Source organism: Pseudomonas sp. 1L-E-NC-VB-C3, assembly GCF_057291535.1.
Window position 1 is genome coordinate 145,836 of record NZ_JBXAWD010000009.1, and the last position, 15,509, is coordinate 161,344.

Here is a 15,509-nt window from a genome sequence, read left to right on the forward strand (position 1 = left end):
TCATCCAATGAAAACAATCAAATCGAAATTCGCCACCGTCGCCTTTGCCCTGGCCAGTACCTTCATGGCCGGCGCCAGCCACGCGCAGGATACAACGCCTTCGGTGGTGATCGTACACGGCGCCTTCGCCGACGGTTCCGACTGGGCCAAAGTGGTGCCACTGCTGCAAGCCAAAGGCGTGGCCGTGACCGTTGTGCAAAATCCGCTCACCTCGCTGGCCGATGACGTTGCCGCCACGCGCCGCGCGCTGAACAACCAGCAGGGCAAGGTGGTGCTGGTCGGTCACTCCTGGGGTGGCACGGTGATCACCGAGGCTGGCAGCGACCAGAAAGTCAGCGCTCTGGTGTATGTCGCCGCCTTCGCGCCAGACGCCGGGCAAACCAGTGGCGAACAGGGTAAAGGCGCGCCGACGCCGCCGGGCATCAGTCAGATCAAGGCCGACGGTAACGGCTTCCTCTATCTCACCGCTGAAGGCATGGCCAAGGATTTCGCTCAGGATCTGCCGGCCGCGCAGACCGCCGTCATGACCGCCACACAGGGGCCGATCAAGGCCTCGGCTTTCGAAGATAAAACCACCGCTTCGGCCTGGAAAACCAAACCGTCCTGGTACCTGCTCGCTACCGAAGACCGGATGATTCATCCCGACGTCCAGCGGTCTGCCGCCAAGCGTATCGGTGCGACCCTTGCAGAGGTACACGCCAGCCATGTCCCGCAGCAATCGCAGCCGGCCGAGGTCGCCGCAGTGATTCTCAAAGCCGTGCACAGCGTTGCTGAGCAGTGATCGCGGCATCGAAGGGGAGCGGGCATATGAACCCTCGAAGTGCTCACGACTATGATTTCATTGTCTGTGGTGCCGGCACGTCGGGCTGCGTGGTCGCTGCGCGGCTTGCCGATCAGTCAGGCGCACGGGTTCTGCTGATTGAAGCCGGCGAACGTTACTCAGGCCCCGAGGTGACCGAACCGGCGCAATGGCCGCTGAACCTGGGCTCCGCGCGCGACTGGGCATTCGAGGGGCAATCCGATCCACGCCTCAACGGTCGACGGCTCCCGCTGAGCATGGGCAAGGGGCTCGGTGGAGGTTCGAGCATCAACGTGATGGTCTGGTCGCGCGGCCATCGCGCCGATTGGGAGCATTTTGCTGCCGAGTCTGGCGACCCGGCCTGGGGCTACGCATCGGTTCTCGATTACTACCGCAGGATCGAAAACTGGCAAGGCAGCCCGGACGCCACTCGGCGTGGTTCAGGTGGGCCGGTACATGTCGAACAGCCGGCCACGCCTCAACCCCTTGCGTGGGCAACGCTGGAGGCGGCCAGCGATCTGGGCATCCCCCGATTCGACAGCCCCAATGGCGAGATGATGGAAGGCCCGGGCGGCGTCGCCATCACCGACTTGCGCATCAAACACGGCAAGCGTGAATCGGTTTATGACGCCTACATCCAGCCACGGTTGCACTGTCGCGACCTGACGGTGCTGACCGGAGCCTTAGTGACCCGCGTGTTGCTGGACGGCACCCGGGCCGTCGGTGTCGAAGTGTTGATTGCCGGCGAGCGGCGCTGCTTTCATGCCGCAGCTGAAGTCATCCTGTCCATGGGCGCGGTGCAATCACCGAAAGTGCTCATGCAGTCGGGCATCGGCCCGGCGGATGAGCTGCGAAAACACGGCATCGTACCGGTCGTTCATCTACCCGGTGTGGGCGAGAATTTGCAGGATCATCTGGCGTTCGCTTGCACGTGGGAGTATCGAAAACCCCAGGCCGTCGCGGGCAGTGGATGCGAAACCACCTTGTACTGGAAAAGCGACAGCCGCCTGGAAGCCCCGGACCTGTTGCAGTGCCAGTTGGCATTCGCGGTACCGTCTCCGGCTGAGGTCGCCATCGAGCCGCCGGAGCATGGCTGGACCATGTTCGCCGGGCTGGCCAGACCTGCCAGTCGCGGACGCTTGCGGTTGTCGGGTGCTGGGCCGCTGGATGCACCGATCATTGAGCCGAACTCCCTGAGCGAGCCCGAGGACATGGCCGCAGCCCATGCGTCGATCGAACTGTGCCGCGCACTCGGCAACAGCCAGGCCTTCAATGCGCTGATCAAGCGCGAAGTCGTGCCCGGTCCCAGAGAGCGTCGCGCTATGGAGCAGTTCATCCGCAATTCGGCCGTGACCTACTGGCACCTGTCGTGCACGGCAAAAATGGGCCGCGATGCGCTGTCGGTGGTTGACCACCAATTACGCGTGTACGGGATCGACGGGCTGCGCGTTGCAGATGCCTCGATCATGCCGCGCATTACCGTTGGCAACACGATGGCGCCGTGTGTCGTTATTGGTGAGCGGGCGGCGGATATGCTTCTGGCTGCGTATGGGGTGACGATGGCGAACACAATGCCTTGAAGGTAATGACCGTGCGGGCGGGGCGGCAAATCCCAGCCTGCCGTCCAGGTGGGACGATGAGTCGAGTCAGTCGATTCAATTCATCGGCACGGCGAACACGGCACTGGCGCGCGCAACCGTTCGCTCACCGACGTGCAGACTGACGCCAGCAAACGCCAGTTGGCGGCCCTTTCTGGAGTGCTCAAGACGCACTTCGAGCCACTCGTTGATTTGCACCGCGCCGAGATAATCCAGGGTCATGCTCGCCGTGATCAACGGCTGCGGCGGATCGCTGGAAAAGGCCATGGCGTAACCCATGCCCACGTCCGCCAGTGTCGCCAATACACCGCCATGCAAAGTGCCACGGCCGTTGGCGTGGCGGGAGTCGGTCAGTAAACCCAGTTCCAAGTGCAGCCCCTGACCCCTGGCGTAGATCGGGCCGAGCAGATCCAGCAACGGACTGCTGCGGGTCAATGGAGTGAAACCTTCGGGAATGGCCGTGGTGTTCATGTTCCCATCCTGATGCAGGCGACTGACCTGTGCGATTGAGCGGGGAGTCGCAGGAGGGGGCAAGCACTATGCGGATGGGGAATTTGCTGCGATAAGTGCGCGCGTTCCTTCCTCGGTTACCGCGGAAGGCTTCTATGCCTCGCTCGGCTTCAAGAAGATCAGAGATGACTTTCATCAGACAGAGCGCACGATCATCATGGCGAAGACGTTGAAACGATAGCGTTCACCTAACGTTTCAGCCTGCCGAATGTGGCATCCATCGCTGCTCGGTCATGGTCGAGCAGCCAGGCATAGTGTCGTTGATAAAGCTGCGAAAGCAGTTCGGTATTGGTCCCAACCACGTCCATGCCTCGGTCGTCATAGGGAAAGAGCATGACTCGCTTGGGCAGATTGAACAGGTAGACAGCACAGTTCGCACGCGGTTGGATAGCACCGAAGTCCTTGGCCAATGCGCACCAGAGTAATGCTTGAATGCTCGTGACAGACGCTTCGAAGGCGACGTTGACCCAATATTCCGGCTCTTGCTCACTGAACCATTCCTCGTTGTCTATTTCTTCGCTCCAGATGCACAGCGCTGATGGAGTATCGATTCCAGCAGATTGAAGGGCGCGAAGAGTGCTGCGGTGGGCGAATCGATTGCGACCGGAATGAATGCGCAGGCATGCGACAAACGATGCGTCCCCTTGGAAAATGTCGCCGCAGATGGTTATGGCTTTGCGCATAGCGGTCAGGAACTGCTCGATCATTCCGCCCGTTTTGGAGAGTTCGAAACGCAGTCCTCCGGGCCAGGAATAGAAAAGCGGGCGGGCGAATACCTGGGGACCAAATGCGTTTTCGATCTCAGCTCTCAGATTCACTTTCTTCCCTTCAATGTGGATTTCTGTTTGTTCAACACGCGTGTGAAGTCAGTGCGACGACACAAACGGCGAAGCACTCGTCGGTGCCGGCAGCGCATAGGCCGTTTTCATCCACGCCACTTCCGCTAGCGGCGTGCGGCCGAAGAGGCGTTTGAAGTCGCGGCTGAATTGCGAGGCGCTTTCGTAACCGACCAGAAACGCAGATTTTGCCGCGGTCAGGTCGTTACGCAGCATCAGCAATCGCGCCTGGTGCAGCCGCGTCGACTTCAGATACTGCATCGGCGAGGAATCGGTAACCTTGCGAAAGTGCAGATGAAAATTCGGCACACTCATCTGCGCTTCCTCGGCCAGGGTTTCTACGTCGAGATGCTGGTGATAGCAACTGTGGATCTTGTGGATGGCGCGGGTCACTTTGCCGAACTGGCCTTGTTGGGCGATGGCGGCGCGCAGGGTGCCACCTTGTTCGCCGGTGAGGATACGGTAGTAGAGCTCGCGCAGCATCGCCGGGCCGAGGATTTGCGCGTCGGCATCGTTGCTCATCACTTCAAGAAAGCGCAGGGTCGATTGGCGTAGCGGTTCGTCGAGAGGCGAGGCGTACATGCCCATCGGCTGCGCTGTGGGGAAATCCCACAGCTCATCCACTTGCTGAATCAGCTCGCCGGCCAGGGCGAAATCCAGGCGCACGTACACCGCCAGCATCGGCTCCGCTTCGCTGGCGTCGGTTTCCATGGTGAAGGGTACCGGCACCGACACCACCAGATAGTGCTGAGCGTCGTAGACGTAGATTTCATTGCCGAGGTAACCGCGTTTACGCCCCTGACAGAGGATGACGATGCCCGGTTCATACAGCACCGGCGTGCGGGTCAGCGGTCGGTTGGAACGCAGGAAACGTACATCGTCCAGCGGGCTCAGGTTGTAACCTTCCAGCGGGGCGAGCTGGCTCATTAGCTGGACCATGCGCGCTGTGATTGGGTCTTTCGGTTTCGGCATGGGCTGTGGGTTTCCTTGTGAAAAGGCGCGTTTGAATCTGTCTGGCTGATTGGCGGGGTGTCAGACAGAGCCCTCACCCTAGCCCTCTCCCAGAGGGAGAGGGGACTGACCGTGGTGCTTTCTGGTACTACGCCGACCTGTAATATTGTGCCGAACGCGGGGGTTGAATCCACCCGGATCGGCTCCCTCTCCCTCCGGGAGAGGGCTGGGGTGAGGGTGCTTTTGATCTTTCAGCCATCCGTCGAACGACTAAGCGCTGCCCATTGCTCAATACTCTCCGCCGTCTGCTGCAACTTGTCACGCACCAGCGCCAGCGCATCACTGCCCAATAGCAGGTGAGCCGGCGGATCTGGACTGTCGATGATGGTCAGCATGGCCCGTGCAGCTTTCAGCGGATCGCCCAGCTGCTGGCCGCTTTTCTCCTCCCGGGCCTTGCGCACCGGATCGAAGCTTGCGTCGTAGTCACTGATGCTACGCGGCGTGCGTTGCATCGAGCGGCCTGCCCAGTCGGTGCGAAATGACCCCGGCGCCACAGCGGTGACAAAAATATTGAAGGGTGCAAGCTCCTTGCTCAAGGTGTCGGAGATGCCCTCAAGCGCAAACTTGCTGCCGCAGTAATACGCGATCCCGGGCATGGTGATATGGCCCCCCATCGACGTGATATTAAGAACATGCCCCGCGCGGCGCTGACGAAAATACGGGACGAACGCCTTGGCCACCGCCACCGCGCCGAACACGTTGACGTCGAACTGGCGGCGCATTTCCTGCAGCGACGACTCTTCAAAAATCCCCTCGTGGCCATAACCTGCGTTGTTGACCAGCACGTCCACCGGGCCGTGGCGATCCTCCACTGCCGCAACCACCCCATCGATGGCATCGAAATCGGTAACGTCCAGCACCACCCCATGAGCGCGTTCGGGCGACAGCGCTTCGAAGGCTGCCAGCGCTGATTCGCTGCGCACTGTGCCGATGATCTTATGGCCCTGGGCAAGTGCTTCCTTGGCCAGCGCTTGGCCAAAGCCGCTGCTGACACCGGTGATGAAAAGGGTCTTCATGGATCTGTACTCCAGCAGGCAATTGGAGAGGCCATGCTAGGGCGGATAACGCTGGCGGACGATGCCGAATCGGATCGGAGTATTGCCTGTTCCTATCAGTAGGGTTTTCGATCAGGTCTTGCCTCAAAAAACGGAAAAGCCCTGCAGGTTTCAAACCTGCAGGACTTTTCTTGTCTCAGCATCATGCGCTTAAGCTGCGCGACGACCTGGGGTCCGGTCTGATCCATCAGCGGCGAGCGCCTCGCCCAGTGGGGTGCGGTCTGAGCCGTCGGCAGCGATGGCCTGACCCTGCGGCGTACGTTCCGAGCCATCGGCAGCAACAGTCTGCTGTGGTTCGTTGACCTGGGTGAAGAAACGATCTTCCTGATTGCTCGGTACGGCGAATGCGCTGGCGCTGAGGGCGAAAGTGGCGACGGCGATCAGTTGGCTTACAGTTTTCATGGCGGTGACTCCGGTCAAGTTGAGATTGAGGTCCGGGTCGTTCAGATCCGTATCTGGTTAACCCGTTGCAGTGGTGTGTTCTGCATGGGTTCAGATTAGGGGGCAGGGCGGTGTCGGCGTTAGGCGGATACTGTTGGCAATTTGCCTGATTCTGCTCGCTGAAGATGATTTACAGGCTAGCGACCTTATGGCTTCACGGCGCCGCGAGCAATCAGGTTCCGCCAGTGAGATAGCTTTGCACTTGCCTGACTACATCCCGGGCGGTGCGGGTTACGCCGATCAATGTGGCAGAAGCGAGCCCCGTCCAGTCGCCGTAACCCACCAGCCACAGATCGGGTATCGCAACGCTTCGGCTTTCGTCAACAATCACTTTGCCATCCCGGCCTACAACGCCCAGGTTGTTCAGGTGGTCGAGCGCTGGAGAAAAGCCCGTGCACCAGATGACAGCGTCCACCTTTGTCTCGATCCCCGATGACCACACAACCCCTGTCGAAGTAAAACGCGTGAACGGCCGTACTGCGTTCAGTACACCGCGTTCGCGAGCCTCCTTCACCGGTGGCACCATGACGATGTCGCCCAGCCCTCCAATGGGCTGTTGAGGCTCGACGCCATCCTGCTGCGCCTTCAGTCGAGCAGTAGCGCGTTCGAACAGGACGCGTCCATCCACCTCATCAGGTAAGAACGTTGGGGCCTGTTGCGTGACCCAGGTTGCCTGCGCCACTTTGGAGACCTCGGCGTAAATCTGGGCGCCGGAGTTGCCGCCACCGACGACAAGGACGGCTTTACCCGCAAACCCGTTCGGCCCGACGTAATGAGCGGAATGAAGCTGCCTGCCTGCAAACAACGCCTGACCGGGATAGTCCGGTACGAACGGGCGGCTCCAGGTGCCTGTTGCACTGATAACCGCTTTGGCGTCCCAGTAATTGTCCTTTGAGATAACGCGCAACCCGCCTTCGATCTTCTCGACACCGGTCACCCGCGTGGAGCGGATGATGGGGAAGTCATACCGGCGCTCGTACTGAGTCAGGTATTCGACAACATCGTCCCGCCCGGGCGTCCCCTCGGTTATGGCCGGCATCGGCCAGCCTGCAATCGAGCTCCATGCCGACGGCGAGAAGAGTCGCAGCGAATCCCAGCCATGCCGCCAGGCGCCTCCCGGTCCCGGCTCGGCATCGAGCAGCACGTAAGACAAGCCTGTGCGCTTCAAAAAATAAGCGACAGTCAGCGCGGATTGGCCACCACCAATGACCACAACATCAAGTGTCGAATTCTGACTCACCAGCATCCTCCCGGCGCAAAGGCCTCAACGTGTGAAAAATCGGGGTCCGGCCATACCGTTGTCCCACTCAGGCATCAAATGGAACGCTGGTTGACTCGTCTGGACAGCTCTTCGGCGGATTCCTTGCGCTCGGAATAACGGTCGACCAGGTAATCCTGACGATCGCGCAAGAGCAGCGTGAACTTCATCAATTCTTCCATCACGTCCACCAAGCGGTCGTAGTACGAAGAAGGCTTCATGCGACCCGCTTCATCGAACTCGGTGAACGCCTTGGCCACGGAAGACTGGTTCGGGATGGTGAACATCCGCATCCAGCGGCCAAGTACCCGCAACTGATTGACCACGTTGAAGGACTGCGAGCCGCCGCAGACCTGCATCACAGCGAGGGTTTTGCCTTGCGTAGGTCGTACAGCGCCCAGCGCCAGCGGAACCCAGTCGATCTGCGCTTTGAACACGGCACTCATGGAGCCGTGACGCTCAGGAGAGCACCACACCTGACCCTCTGACCATTGCATCAGCTCGCGCAACTCCGCGACTTTGGGATGTGTGTCGGGGGCGTCATCAGGCAGCGGCAGACCCGCAGGGTCAAAAATCCTGGTTTCGGCGCCAAACTCATTCAGCAGGCGTGCCGCTTCTTGCGTGACCAGACGACTGAACGAGCGCTCTCGCGTCGATCCGTATAGCAGCAAAATGCGAGGTTTGTGGGGCGAAGGATTACGCGGAGACAGCTGCTCCAGCGTAGGAATGTCGATCAGGTCGGCGTGTACGTTTGGCAATGTCTCTTGCATATGAACTCCTGCGGCGGCACCTGGAGGGGGGGCGCCTCGGTTGATCTTCAAAGCGAACCGATGCGGTTCAGTTCAGCTTGCAGTTGGTCAGGGCTCATGGTCTTGAGCGGCAGTGCGAGAAACGCACTCACGCGTTCCTGGATTTTGGCCAGTGTGGTTGCAAACTCTGCGGTGATCTCGGCTTCCGACCCGCTAGCCTCAGACGGGTCGGCCAGACCCCAATGCGCCTTCAGGGCTGGGCCGAAAAAGATCGGGCATGCTTCTCCCGCAGCCCGATCACAGACTGTGATCACGATGTCCGGAGGCGAGCCCTCAAAAGCATCCGAAGCCTTGCTGCTCAAGCCCACTGTGGAAATACCCGCCGCCTCCAGCGTTTGCAGTGCCCGTTGATTCACCCGGCCACTGGGAAAGCTTCCCGAGCTGATGGCTTCTAGACCCTCGGGCGCCAAATGGTTGAAAAGCGCCTCGGACAGAATGCTGCGGCAGCTGTTGTGGGTGCACATGAACAAGATTTTCATCAGACGATTCCTTCATTCAGAAACTGAGGCGCAGTGCCAGGGTGGTTGATCCGGTGGGCATGAATCAGCTGTACATGGCCTGATTGATCGGTCGGTCGCTCATGCAGCACAGGCGCTTGGCCTCGGTTTCCAGCCATGGCTGATTGGCGTCTGCCACTTCCTTCAGAACTGCTGCCACCCACGCGGGCACATCAGGATTCAGTCGGTAGTACACCCATTGACCCTGGCGACGATCCAGCAGCAAACCGGCGGAGCGCAGCAGCGCCAAGTGGCGAGAAATCTTCGGCTGACTCAGGTCGAGCGCTGCCGTCAGCTCGCATACACACAACTCGCCTTCGCGCACGACAAGCAGGGAAATTTTGGCCCGGGTGTCATCGGCCAGACACTTGAACAAGGTGGTGGGGGTCATGGGTTCTGTCATACATCCTCCAGAAGCTTGTGTCTTGACCAAAACGAAGAGCCTGATGCGCTTGCGGATGTCGTGACGCGTAGGGTGAAAGGCGGCGGGATGATTGCCGAGCAATGGATACGGATAACCGAATATACGCATAGTCATATATCTGGTAAAGCGAATATAACAGGGGTTGAACCGTCGAGACTGATAGCGACGGACCGCGCGGATAGTGCCCGCGATTTGTCTGATTCCAACTGATTGAAAATAGCCATTGACTTAGAGCACGCTCAAACCTTTACGGTGATGACATGAATCCAGAACTGACAATTTCACAGTTGGCCAAGCGCCTTGATTTGAGCGCTCACACGATCCGCTATTACGAGCGCATCGGGCTGTTCGACCCGGTTGGGCGCGGTGGCAATGGCCACCGGGTGTACGCCGAGAAGGATGTGCTGTGGGCCGAGTTTCTGCTCCGGTTGAAGGCGACCGGAATGCCGATCCAGCAAATGCTGCGGTATGCCGAACTGCGCCGATCAGGCGACTCGACCCTGGCAGAACGCCGCGAGCTTCTCGAGCAGCATCGCCGGGACGTGCAAGCGCAGATCAGCCAGTTGAGCCAGTCCCTGGAGGTTCTGGATAACAAGATTCAGATCTATCACCAACTCGAGCAAAAGGAGCATCACCATGATCCGTAAACTTCCCGGTTTCAACCGCTTGCTGTCCGCCACATTGATTGGCGCAAGCGTGACCAGTGTGGCAGCGCCCGTGGACATGACTGATCGTCGAGCGCGCGGAGAAGCCGCTCTGACGCAGATTACTGGCGGACCTGGTCAGGCAGTGGTTGATTCATTGAAGGATACTGCTCCAGAGCTTGCGGACTGGATTCTGAGTTTTGCCTACGGCGATGTCTTCGCCCGCCCCGGGCTCGATCACTGCACTCGTGAGCTGGCAACCGTTGCGGCACTGACCGCACTGGGCAATGCACAGCCACAACTGAAAGTGCATATCGGCGGCGCCCTGAACGTCGGGTGCACACCGGAGGCGGTGGTCGATGTGATCTTGCAAATGACCGTATACGCAGGATTTCCCAGCGCCTTGAATGGTATAACGGCTGCGCGTGAAGTCTTTGCTGCTCGCGGGATCAGTGTTAAATCCTAGGTGCGCACGCTGCAGAAACTGCGGGATAAAGCCAGATTCAACCTACCACCCACCCCCCATGCAACTGCACAAACCGCACCTGCAGCCATTCGATAAACACCTGCACCTGCGCCGGCAAATGCGTGCGGCTCGGGTACAAAAGCGTCACTGGCCGAGGCAGCGGGCGCAGCGGTTGCAGAATTTCCACCAGAGCACCGTTAGCCAGATGCTCTGCCACCGCGATACCCGGTGCCTGAATAATGCCGAAGCCCGACACGCCACACTGCACGTAGGCGTTCGACTCGGTGACGGTAATACCTTGGCGGCTGACGTAGGATTTCTGTTTGCCCTCAACTGAAAACTGCCAGGGCAAGGTGCGGTTGTTCTGGCCCGAGAGAAAGTTCACGCCTTGATGGTTCGCCAGATCTCCAAGCGTTTCCGGTGTGCCGTGCTCGCGCAGGTATTCGGGCGCGGCGCAGGTGACCATGGTCGCCAAGGCGATAGGGCGGGCGATCAGGGTTGAGTCGGGCAGCTCGCCGATGCGCAGCGCGCAGTCGATGCCTTCGCCGACCAGATCAACCGCACGATCGGTGACGCCCAGCACCATATCGATGCCGGGGTAGGTGTCGGTGAATTCGCGCAGGCTTTTGATGAATTCCAGCTGCGCGAACGCCGTGGGAATGTCGATGCGCAGGCGGCCGGACAGCGTGGCTCCGGTGCGATCGAACATTGTGGTGGCGGCGGTGATCTCGGCCAGAATTTCCTGGACCCGCTGATAGAAAAGTTCACCCTCGGCGGTGAGTGCGACTTTCCTCGTAGTGCGCTGGAAGAGGCGCACGCCCAGCGATGTTTCCAGTTCCTGAATATAGCGAGTGACCTGCGGCCGGCCGATGTCCAGCGACTCAGCGGCTTTGGTGAAACTGCCCAGCTCCGCCAGTCGGGCGAACAGGCGCATCGATTGCAGTAATTCCATGACTTTTCCGGTGAGCTTCAGTATCTGGATTTGTTGCCTGAGAATAGAACAATCATGTCTGTTTCCAAGCATTTATTGCGCTGATGTAAAAGCCAATCATGGCCCCAAGGCAAGCCCGCTGAGGGTTTGCGGCCAATAATGCATTTGGAGACACATCATGAAAGCGTGGTTACTGAAAGATTTCGGGCTCGACAATCTGCAACTGGGCGAGACGCAAACCCCGCAGCCCAAGGCTGGCGAGCTGCTGGTCAAGGTCGGCGCGGTCTCGCTGAATTTTCGCGACAAGGCCATCGTTGACGGTATCTACGAGCCGCACCTGGTGCCGAAACCGCTGATTCCGGTGAGCGATGCCGCCGGTACCGTAGTTGCAATCGGCGCCGGTGTTACTCGTTTCAAGGTTGGCGACCGCGTCAATTCACATCTGTACTCGCGCTGGTTGGATGGCGAGCCGGGGCCGAGCGAGCCGGATTATTGCTTCGGTTCGCCGCTGCCCGGTGGCCTCGCCGAGTACATGATCATTCATCAGGACAGCGCCGTCGGCGCGCCGGCCAACATGAGCGATGAAGAGGCGGCGACACTGCCGATCGCCGCACTGACTGCGTGGTATGCGCTGGTGGATTTCGGCGCTATTCAACCGGGCCAGACTGTGTTGGTGCAGGGTACCGGCGGCGTATCGATTTTCGCCGTGCAGATCGCCACCGCGCTGGGCGCCAAAGTCATCGCTACCTCAAGCAGCGATGAAAACCTGCACGCGGTAAAACGTCTGGGCGCGGTCGCCGGTATCAACTACCGCAGCACGCCGAACTGGGCGGACGAGGTGCTGAAACTCACCGAGGGCAAGGGTGTGGACCTGCTGCTCGATGTGGCGGGAGGCAATGGCATCAATCAGTCGGTAGCAGCGACCAAGGCCTCGGGGCGGATAGCGCAGATTGGCTTTCTGACAGGGCAGACCGTCGAGCTGAACCTGATGCCGCTGATCTTCCGCCAGACCACCATTCGCGGCATTGCGGTGGCACCGCGTTCATCGTTCGACCGGATGAACGTGTTCCTCGCCGAGCACGACATTCGCCCGGTGATCGACCATGTCTATCCGTTCGAACAGGCGCGCGAGGCCTATGAGCATCTGGCGAAAGGGGCGTTTGGCAAGGTCGTGATCAAGGTGAGCTGATCAGCGAAAACGTCAGACAAACCAAGGCCAGTCAGCTCAACGGACTGGCCTTTTTTTATGTCTGTCCTAGCGCAAATCCTCCGGCTGCATCGTCAGAATAATCTTCCCGACATTCTGCGAAGACTCCATCCTCCGATGGGCATCGGCTGCGCGGGATAGCGGGAAGGTGCTGTCCACCACCGGTTCCAGACTCGCAGCGCCGGCGAAGCGTTCCAGCCAGTGGTCGCGAAAGCGCTGGATCATCGCGTGCTTCTCCGGCTGGGTGCGCGACTTCATCACCGTGCCGATGATTTGCAGGTGCCGGTAGAGGATGTGCTCCAGCTCCACGTCGACCTTGCCGCCGCCGCCAAGAATGCCGACCTGCACCAGGCGCCCGCCGTGGGCCAGCGAGGCGATGTTGCGGGCGAAGTAGGGCGCGCCAATGAAATCAATGATCACGTCGACACCGCGACCTTGGGTTTTGTCGGCGATGACTGCGGCGAAATCCTCGTTTTTGTAGTCGATGGCCACGTCGGCGCCCAGATGTTCGACGCGCGCCAGCTTGCTGCCTTCGGTGGTCGCGTACACCGTGGCGCCTGTGGCGTAGGCCAGTTGCACGGCAGCGGAACCGACGCCGCCGGCGGCGGCATGGATCAGCACCGAGTCACCTGACTTGAGTCGGGCCAGGTGCAGCATCGCTTCGTGGGCGGTGACGAACACTTCGGGAATCGCCGCTGCGTGCACATAGTCGAGCTGTGCCGGAATCGGCATGGCCATGCGGTAGTCGATGCGCGCCAGTTCGGCGTAGGCGCCGCCGCCGACCACGCCCATCACCCGGTCGCCGACGGCGAATCCGCTGACCTCGCTGCCGGTCTCGAGCACTTCCCCGGCAATCTCCAGACCGATGATCAACGAGTCGCCGAAGTTCGCATGGCCGTAGCCGCCGGTTCGGTGGGTCAGGTCGGCACGGTTCACGCCGGCCGCATAGACCCGCACCAGCAGGTCGGTCGGGCGCACTTCAGGGTTGGGTACTTCGCCCAGTTGCAGCACTTCTGCCGAACCGAATGCTTTCAGGTTGATGGCTTTCATCTCAGCGTTGCTCCGTGTCGGCAAGGGTGGCATTGGCGATGGCCGAGGCGGTGATGGCGCCCGGAAAACCGACGTAAAAGGCCAGGTGAGTGATCGCCGCCGACAACTCTTCATGGCTCACGCCATTGCTGACAGCGCGGCGCAGGTGTGCGGGCAATTCTTCGCAGTGGCCTCCGGCAATCAGCGCAGCGACAGTGATCAGGCTGCGCTCGCGGGGTGCCAATGCGGGGTCACTCCAGATCTGCGGGTACAGCGTTGAGTCAACGAATTGCGCCAGTTTCGGGGTGAAGGCGCGGGCGGCTTCGCGTGGGCTGCTGAAATCGATAGTCGACATGGAAATCCCCTTAAACCTGGCTGATGAATTTGTTAGTGAGGTAGTGCTCGATGCCTTCGATGCCGCCTTCGGAACCGTGGCCGCTTTCTTTCATGCCGCCGAAGGGCAGTTCGGTGGCGACGATGCGGTACTGGTTGATGCCGATCATTCCGGCTTCCAGGCCATCGGCGACGTCGATCGCGGTGCGCGCATTAGAGGTGAACGCGTAGGCCGAGAGGCCATAGGGCAGGCGGTTGGCTTCTTGCAGGCCGTCGCTCAGTTCATCGAAAGGCATCAGTATCGCGATGGGGCCAAAGGGTTCTTCGTGCATGATTCGCGCACTCATCGGCACATCGGCCAGAACAGTGGGCTGGAAGAAGAAGCCTGCGCCCGGCAACGCTTCGCCACCGGCCAGCACCCGAGCGCCTTTCTCGACGGCGTCGGCGATCAGTTGCTCCATCTTCGCCAGTTGCCGTGGGTTGGCCAGAGGGCCGACCTGCGTTTGCGGATCCATGCCATCGCCGATTTTCAACGCCTGGGTGGCTGCGACGAAGTGCTCGACAAACTCGGCGTAGGCCTCACGCTGGATAAGAAAACGAGTCGAGGAAATGCACACCTGACCGGTGCCGCGAAAGCGATTGGCGACGCCTTCCACAGCAGCTTTTTCGATGTCGGCGTCGGCGAACACCAGAACCGGGCCGTGGCCACCCAGTTCCAGAGTGATCGGCTTCACTCCTTCGGCAGCGCGGGCCGACAACAGCCGACCGATTGGCACCGAACCGGTGAACGTCACTTTGCGAATGACCGGTGAGGCAATCAGATGGCTGGATACTTGATCCGGCACACCGAACACCACTTGCAGCACGCCTTTGGGCAAACCGGCATCGTCCAGCGCCCGGGCCAGGGCCAGCGCGGTGGAAGGGCTTTCCTCGCCGGGCTTGAGCACCACGCTGCAACCGGCGGCCAGCGCTGCCGAGAGCTTGCGCGCCGGGGTGATGGCCGGGAAATTCCATGGTGTGAACGCTGCCACAGGGCCGATCGCCTGACGTTTCACTAGTTGCAGTACACCCGGACGATTGGCCGGTACGACACGGCCGTCGATGCGTCGTGCGCTTTCGGCGAACCACTCGAAATATTCCGCCGCACGGGTCACTTCATCGAGGCTTTCGCGCAGTGGCTTGCCTTCTTCCAGTGTCATCTGCGCAGCGATGTGCGGGGCGCGTTCGAGGATCAGGTCGGCGGCGCGCTTGAGGATTTTTGCGCGCTGGTCCGGCACGGTCTGGCGCCATTGGTCGAAGCTCAGTCGAGCGACTTCGAGGGCGTGATCCAGATCGTCTGCGGTGGCGAGTGGCACCTGACCGATTTCCTCGCCGGTTGCCGGGTTGACCACGGCGGCGGTCGCGCGGTCCTGGGCGGTGAGCCATTGACCACCGATGAAGAGATAGAGCGGATCGTAAAGAGTGTTCATGGATGTCGCCTTCATGGTTAAGGATTCATTCGGCGCCTTGTACGCAGTAGTTCAGGCGTCCCGTGGAATCCAGTCTATGGAAGGCGTGCCGTTTGATTTAGCCGGCCACGAGGGAATCATTGTTGTCCCAGAAGGTAATATCGAGCGCAGGGGCGAGCGTGTAGCATCCGTCCTTATCCGCAGTGAGTGGCA

General features: G+C 60.3%; 18 protein-coding genes and 1 pseudogene. 6 read left to right on the top strand and 13 right to left on the bottom strand.

Annotation, left to right across the window (positions count from 1 at the left end; genetic code table 11):
- Positions 1 to 7: 7 nt before the first annotated feature.
- Both AC0Z5Z_RS16410 and AC0Z5Z_RS16415 read left to right on the top strand, forming a co-directional pair.
- Entirely contained in the window at positions 8 to 781 is a 774-nt protein-coding gene (locus AC0Z5Z_RS16410; protein WP_095179647.1) for an alpha/beta fold hydrolase, read from the top strand.
- A 26-nt stretch (positions 782 to 807) separates the two neighbouring features.
- Positions 808 to 2,379 carry a GMC family oxidoreductase gene (locus AC0Z5Z_RS16415; protein ID WP_485611328.1) on the top strand — a complete coding sequence of 524 codons (1,572 nt, stop codon included), beginning with the start codon at positions 808 to 810 and terminating at the stop codon, positions 2,377 to 2,379.
- A gap of 75 nt (positions 2,380 to 2,454) precedes the next feature.
- Here AC0Z5Z_RS16415 and AC0Z5Z_RS16420 read toward each other — a convergent pair whose 3' ends face one another.
- Positions 2,455 to 2,868 carry a PaaI family thioesterase gene (locus AC0Z5Z_RS16420; protein ID WP_041480531.1) on the bottom strand — a complete coding sequence of 138 codons (414 nt, stop codon included), beginning with the start codon at positions 2,866 to 2,868 and terminating at the stop codon, positions 2,455 to 2,457.
- Between the two features lie 100 nt (positions 2,869 to 2,968).
- Here AC0Z5Z_RS16420 and AC0Z5Z_RS16425 point away from each other — a divergent pair.
- A pseudogene (locus tag AC0Z5Z_RS16425) lies at positions 2,969 to 3,088 on the top strand (GNAT family N-acetyltransferase); the annotation flags it as partial.
- Positions 3,089 to 3,095: 7 nt separating this feature from the next.
- On the opposite strand, the gene AC0Z5Z_RS16430 reads toward AC0Z5Z_RS16425, so the two are convergent.
- The 8 genes from AC0Z5Z_RS16430 to AC0Z5Z_RS16465 form a co-directional block, all read right to left on the bottom strand.
- Positions 3,096 to 3,725, bottom strand: coding sequence for a DUF3885 domain-containing protein (locus AC0Z5Z_RS16430; RefSeq protein WP_258707996.1), 630 nt, complete (start codon positions 3,723 to 3,725; stop codon positions 3,096 to 3,098).
- Positions 3,726 to 3,773: 48 nt separating this feature from the next.
- Positions 3,774 to 4,715: an AraC family transcriptional regulator gene (locus tag AC0Z5Z_RS16435; RefSeq protein WP_485611329.1), complete on the bottom strand. Its 942-nt coding sequence runs from the start codon at positions 4,713 to 4,715 to the stop codon at positions 3,774 to 3,776.
- Positions 4,716 to 4,945: 230 nt separating this feature from the next.
- The gene (locus AC0Z5Z_RS16440; RefSeq protein WP_150635626.1) at positions 4,946 to 5,770 is read right to left on the bottom strand and encodes an oxidoreductase; all 825 of its coding nucleotides are present in this window, start codon (positions 5,768 to 5,770) and stop codon (positions 4,946 to 4,948) included.
- A gap of 189 nt (positions 5,771 to 5,959) precedes the next feature.
- Positions 5,960 to 6,211: a hypothetical protein gene (locus tag AC0Z5Z_RS16445; RefSeq protein WP_252887738.1), complete on the bottom strand. Its 252-nt coding sequence runs from the start codon at positions 6,209 to 6,211 to the stop codon at positions 5,960 to 5,962.
- A 211-nt stretch (positions 6,212 to 6,422) separates the two neighbouring features.
- Positions 6,423 to 7,496 carry an ArsO family NAD(P)H-dependent flavin-containing monooxygenase gene (locus tag AC0Z5Z_RS16450; RefSeq protein ID WP_485611330.1) on the bottom strand — a complete coding sequence of 358 codons (1,074 nt, stop codon included), beginning with the start codon at positions 7,494 to 7,496 and terminating at the stop codon, positions 6,423 to 6,425.
- 68 nt (positions 7,497 to 7,564) lie between these two features.
- Positions 7,565 to 8,278, bottom strand: coding sequence for an arsenical resistance protein ArsH (arsH, locus tag AC0Z5Z_RS16455; RefSeq protein WP_252877926.1), 714 nt, complete (start codon positions 8,276 to 8,278; stop codon positions 7,565 to 7,567).
- Positions 8,279 to 8,325: 47 nt separating this feature from the next.
- On the bottom strand, positions 8,326 to 8,796 hold the full coding sequence (locus AC0Z5Z_RS16460; protein WP_485611331.1) for an arsenate reductase ArsC: 471 nt from the start codon (positions 8,794 to 8,796) through the stop codon (positions 8,326 to 8,328).
- A gap of 64 nt (positions 8,797 to 8,860) precedes the next feature.
- Positions 8,861 to 9,217, bottom strand: a complete 357-nt coding sequence (locus AC0Z5Z_RS16465; protein WP_485611332.1) for a metalloregulator ArsR/SmtB family transcription factor — start codon at positions 9,215 to 9,217, stop codon at positions 8,861 to 8,863.
- 281 nt (positions 9,218 to 9,498) lie between these two features.
- Between AC0Z5Z_RS16465 and AC0Z5Z_RS16470 the strand changes: the two genes are divergently transcribed.
- Positions 9,499 to 9,885: a MerR family transcriptional regulator gene (locus AC0Z5Z_RS16470; RefSeq protein WP_056784936.1), complete on the top strand. Its 387-nt coding sequence runs from the start codon at positions 9,499 to 9,501 to the stop codon at positions 9,883 to 9,885.
- Positions 9,886 to 9,955: 70 nt separating this feature from the next.
- The gene (locus AC0Z5Z_RS16475; RefSeq protein ID WP_370593534.1) at positions 9,956 to 10,348 is read left to right on the top strand and encodes a carboxymuconolactone decarboxylase family protein; all 393 of its coding nucleotides are present in this window, start codon (positions 9,956 to 9,958) and stop codon (positions 10,346 to 10,348) included.
- Between the two features lie 37 nt (positions 10,349 to 10,385).
- Here the strand turns inward: AC0Z5Z_RS16475 and AC0Z5Z_RS16480 are convergent, their stop codons facing one another.
- Positions 10,386 to 11,300, bottom strand: a complete 915-nt coding sequence (locus tag AC0Z5Z_RS16480) for a LysR family transcriptional regulator (protein ID WP_056784938.1) — start codon at positions 11,298 to 11,300, stop codon at positions 10,386 to 10,388.
- 157 nt (positions 11,301 to 11,457) lie between these two features.
- Here AC0Z5Z_RS16480 and AC0Z5Z_RS16485 point away from each other — a divergent pair, with 157 nt between their 5' ends.
- Entirely contained in the window at positions 11,458 to 12,468 is a 1,011-nt protein-coding gene (locus AC0Z5Z_RS16485; RefSeq protein ID WP_236169206.1) for a zinc-dependent alcohol dehydrogenase family protein, read from the top strand.
- Positions 12,469 to 12,534: 66 nt separating this feature from the next.
- Here the strand turns inward: AC0Z5Z_RS16485 and AC0Z5Z_RS16490 are convergent, their stop codons facing one another.
- From AC0Z5Z_RS16490 to AC0Z5Z_RS16500, 3 genes are read right to left on the bottom strand one after another with little or no spacing between them, the layout of a single operon-like run.
- Positions 12,535 to 13,536, bottom strand: a complete 1,002-nt coding sequence (locus AC0Z5Z_RS16490) for an NAD(P)H-quinone oxidoreductase (protein ID WP_485611333.1) — start codon at positions 13,534 to 13,536, stop codon at positions 12,535 to 12,537.
- A 1-nt stretch (position 13,537) separates the two neighbouring features.
- On the bottom strand, positions 13,538 to 13,870 hold the full coding sequence (locus AC0Z5Z_RS16495; RefSeq protein ID WP_064361883.1) for a carboxymuconolactone decarboxylase family protein: 333 nt from the start codon (positions 13,868 to 13,870) through the stop codon (positions 13,538 to 13,540).
- Between the two features lie 10 nt (positions 13,871 to 13,880).
- Positions 13,881 to 15,317, bottom strand: a complete 1,437-nt coding sequence (locus AC0Z5Z_RS16500; RefSeq protein WP_252877928.1) for an NAD-dependent succinate-semialdehyde dehydrogenase — start codon at positions 15,315 to 15,317, stop codon at positions 13,881 to 13,883.
- Positions 15,318 to 15,509: the final 192 nt, after the last annotated feature.

Excerpts from the sequence above, each read along its gene's own strand:
- arsH (WP_252877926.1), bottom strand. The coding sequence starts at position 8,278 with ATGCAAGAGACATTGCCAAACGTACACGCCGACCTGATCGACATTCCT.
- AC0Z5Z_RS16485 (WP_236169206.1), top strand. The coding sequence starts at position 11,458 with ATGAAAGCGTGGTTACTGAAAGATTTCGGGCTCGACAATCTGCAACTG.
- AC0Z5Z_RS16460 (WP_485611331.1), bottom strand. The coding sequence starts at position 8,796 with ATGAAAATCTTGTTCATGTGCACCCACAACAGCTGCCGCAGCATTCTG.
- AC0Z5Z_RS16410 (WP_095179647.1), top strand. The coding sequence starts at position 8 with ATGAAAACAATCAAATCGAAATTCGCCACCGTCGCCTTTGCCCTGGCC.
- AC0Z5Z_RS16445 (WP_252887738.1), bottom strand. The coding sequence starts at position 6,211 with ATGAAAACTGTAAGCCAACTGATCGCCGTCGCCACTTTCGCCCTCAGC.
- AC0Z5Z_RS16435 (WP_485611329.1), bottom strand. The coding sequence starts at position 4,715 with ATGCCGAAACCGAAAGACCCAATCACAGCGCGCATGGTCCAGCTAATG.
- AC0Z5Z_RS16480 (WP_056784938.1), bottom strand. The coding sequence starts at position 11,300 with ATGGAATTACTGCAATCGATGCGCCTGTTCGCCCGACTGGCGGAGCTG.
- AC0Z5Z_RS16495 (WP_064361883.1), bottom strand. The coding sequence starts at position 13,870 with ATGTCGACTATCGATTTCAGCAGCCCACGCGAAGCCGCCCGCGCCTTC.
- AC0Z5Z_RS16500 (WP_252877928.1), bottom strand. The coding sequence starts at position 15,317 with ATGAACACTCTTTACGATCCGCTCTATCTCTTCATCGGTGGTCAATGG.
- AC0Z5Z_RS16490 (WP_485611333.1), bottom strand. The coding sequence starts at position 13,536 with ATGAAAGCCATCAACCTGAAAGCATTCGGTTCGGCAGAAGTGCTGCAA.
- AC0Z5Z_RS16470 (WP_056784936.1), top strand. The coding sequence starts at position 9,499 with ATGAATCCAGAACTGACAATTTCACAGTTGGCCAAGCGCCTTGATTTG.
- AC0Z5Z_RS16450 (WP_485611330.1), bottom strand. The coding sequence starts at position 7,496 with ATGCTGGTGAGTCAGAATTCGACACTTGATGTTGTGGTCATTGGTGGT.
- AC0Z5Z_RS16440 (WP_150635626.1), bottom strand. The coding sequence starts at position 5,770 with ATGAAGACCCTTTTCATCACCGGTGTCAGCAGCGGCTTTGGCCAAGCG.
- AC0Z5Z_RS16420 (WP_041480531.1), bottom strand. The coding sequence starts at position 2,868 with ATGAACACCACGGCCATTCCCGAAGGTTTCACTCCATTGACCCGCAGC.
- AC0Z5Z_RS16415 (WP_485611328.1), top strand. The coding sequence starts at position 808 with ATGAACCCTCGAAGTGCTCACGACTATGATTTCATTGTCTGTGGTGCC.
- AC0Z5Z_RS16465 (WP_485611332.1), bottom strand. The coding sequence starts at position 9,217 with ATGACAGAACCCATGACCCCCACCACCTTGTTCAAGTGTCTGGCCGAT.